This window comes from Streptomyces sp. AcH 505 (assembly GCF_000818175.1).
Lineage (GTDB): Bacteria > Actinomycetota > Actinomycetes > Streptomycetales > Streptomycetaceae > Streptomyces.
Genome location: NZ_JTIY01000001.1, coordinates 6319432 through 6321094 on the forward strand (window position 1 = coordinate 6319432; position 1663 = coordinate 6321094).

At 73.5% G+C, this 1663-nt stretch carries 3 protein-coding genes; 1 reads left to right on the forward strand and 2 read right to left on the reverse strand.

Annotated features, from left to right (window positions below):
- Together HY68_RS28125 and HY68_RS28130 are read right to left on the reverse strand one after the other, a co-directional pair.
- Positions 1-660: M56 family metallopeptidase (locus HY68_RS28125; RefSeq protein WP_241778703.1), on the reverse strand; the 660-nt coding region annotated here is incomplete at its 3' end.
- Entirely contained in the window at positions 657-1028 is a 372-nt protein-coding gene (locus tag HY68_RS28130) for a BlaI/MecI/CopY family transcriptional regulator (RefSeq protein ID WP_041994003.1), read from the reverse strand. The genes HY68_RS28130 and HY68_RS28125, both read right to left, overlap by 4 nt.
- A 120-nt stretch (positions 1029-1148) precedes the next feature.
- On the opposite strand from HY68_RS28130, the gene HY68_RS28135 reads away from it, so the two are divergent.
- The coding region (locus HY68_RS28135) for an LLM class flavin-dependent oxidoreductase (RefSeq protein WP_041997399.1) at positions 1149-1663 on the forward strand (515 nt) is incomplete at its 3' end.

The window sequence follows — 1663 nt, forward strand, 5'->3', positions numbered from 1 at the left end:
CAGCGCGGCGGCTTCGTCGGCGCTCCGCTCGGCGGCGAGGGCGACGGCGCCCCGTACCGTCCGCAGCGCCGGGTGGCACTGCGCGGCGAGTTCCGCCGCGCCGAGGAAGTAGTGGTGGCGGCCCGCCAGATGCGCCCGTTCATGGGCGAAGAGCGCCTCGCGCTCGGCCGGGTCGAGGACACGCAGCATGCCGCTGGTGACCACGATCCTGCCGGGCCTGCCCGGCAGGGCGTACGCGTCGGCCCTGTCGTCGTCGATGACGCTCAGGTCCCCGGCGGCCGGCACACGCGCCGCGTACGACCAGGCGGTACGCAGCAGCCGCCACTGGCGCAGCACGGAGCGGGCGACCGTAACCGCGCAGCAGACAAGGGCGCCGAAGGCGAGGCCACCGAGTCCGAGCAGCGCCGCAGGGTCGAGGACGGCGGTGGGGGCCACGTTGAGCGGACGGACCAGCTCGCCCAGCCGGGCGAGCACGGGGACGCGCAGCGCGCCGGGCAGCAGCAGCGCGCCGAGCGAGGCGAGGCAGCTCGTGGCGAGCACCACGCTCGTCAGGGTCAGCGTCCACAGCGCGGCGACCGGTGGGAGCCGGTCGACGACGCGGTACGCGAAGAGCGGCGCGGCGAACGGCACGAGCAGCGGGACGAGGAGCAGGACGATCACTGGTCGCCGGCCTCCAGCAGCGCCCTGAGCAGCTGTTCGTCGTCGGCGCTGAGCTGCGAGACGAAGCGGGCGAGCACCACGTCCCGCGCGGTGTCCTTGTCGAGTTCGTGGTGCATGCGCCGCGCGGTGAGTCCCGGCGCGTCCTGCGCGGCGGAGTAGGCGTAGCCACGACCGGCCCGCTCGCGCAGGACCGTGCCCTTCTCGTGGAGCCGGGACAGGATCGTGGCGACCGTGGTCCTGGCCAGGGTCATGGGCACGGCCCGCTGCACCTGCCGGGCGGACAGCGGCCCGTCGGCGGCCCACAGCGCGGCCAGCACGCTCGCTTCCAGTTCGCCCGCCGGTCGGCGTTCGCCGCTCGCATCGGCCACGGGAGACCGTCCCCTCTCGGTAACGTCTGCAGTTCGGTCCACCCATTATGAGAGGGCAGCCCCGCCCGATCGGCCCTCAGGGCGATTGCCACTCCGGTCCTGGCCGGGCAGGATGCCCGGATGCGCTTCTCGATCAACATTCCGAACTTCGGGGACTTCGCCGACGCCAGGACCGTGGTGAAGGTGGCAGTGGCGGCGGAGCAGGCCGGCTGGGACGGGCTGTTCGTCTGGGACCACGTGGTGCACGACAAACAGGTACGCCGGGGTGTGCCCTTCGCCGATCCGTGGATGCTGCTGACGGCCGCTGCGCTGTCGACCTCGCGGATCAAGCTCGGCACGATGGTCACCCCCGTCGCCCGGCGGCGCCCGCAGCAGCTCGCCCGCCAGGTGGCCACCCTCGACGCGCTCAGCGGCGGCCGGGTGATCTTCGGCGCGGGGCTCGGCGGGCCGATCGAGGACGAGTACGGCAGCTTCGGCGAGCCGACCGACCCGGTCGTCCTCGCGGAGCTGCTGGACGAGGGCCTGGACCTGCTGGACCGCTACTGGTCGGGTGAGCAGGTCAACCATCAGGGCAAACACCACCAGGTGCACGACGTGACGCTGCTGCCGGCCACGGTGCAGCGGCCCCGGCCGCC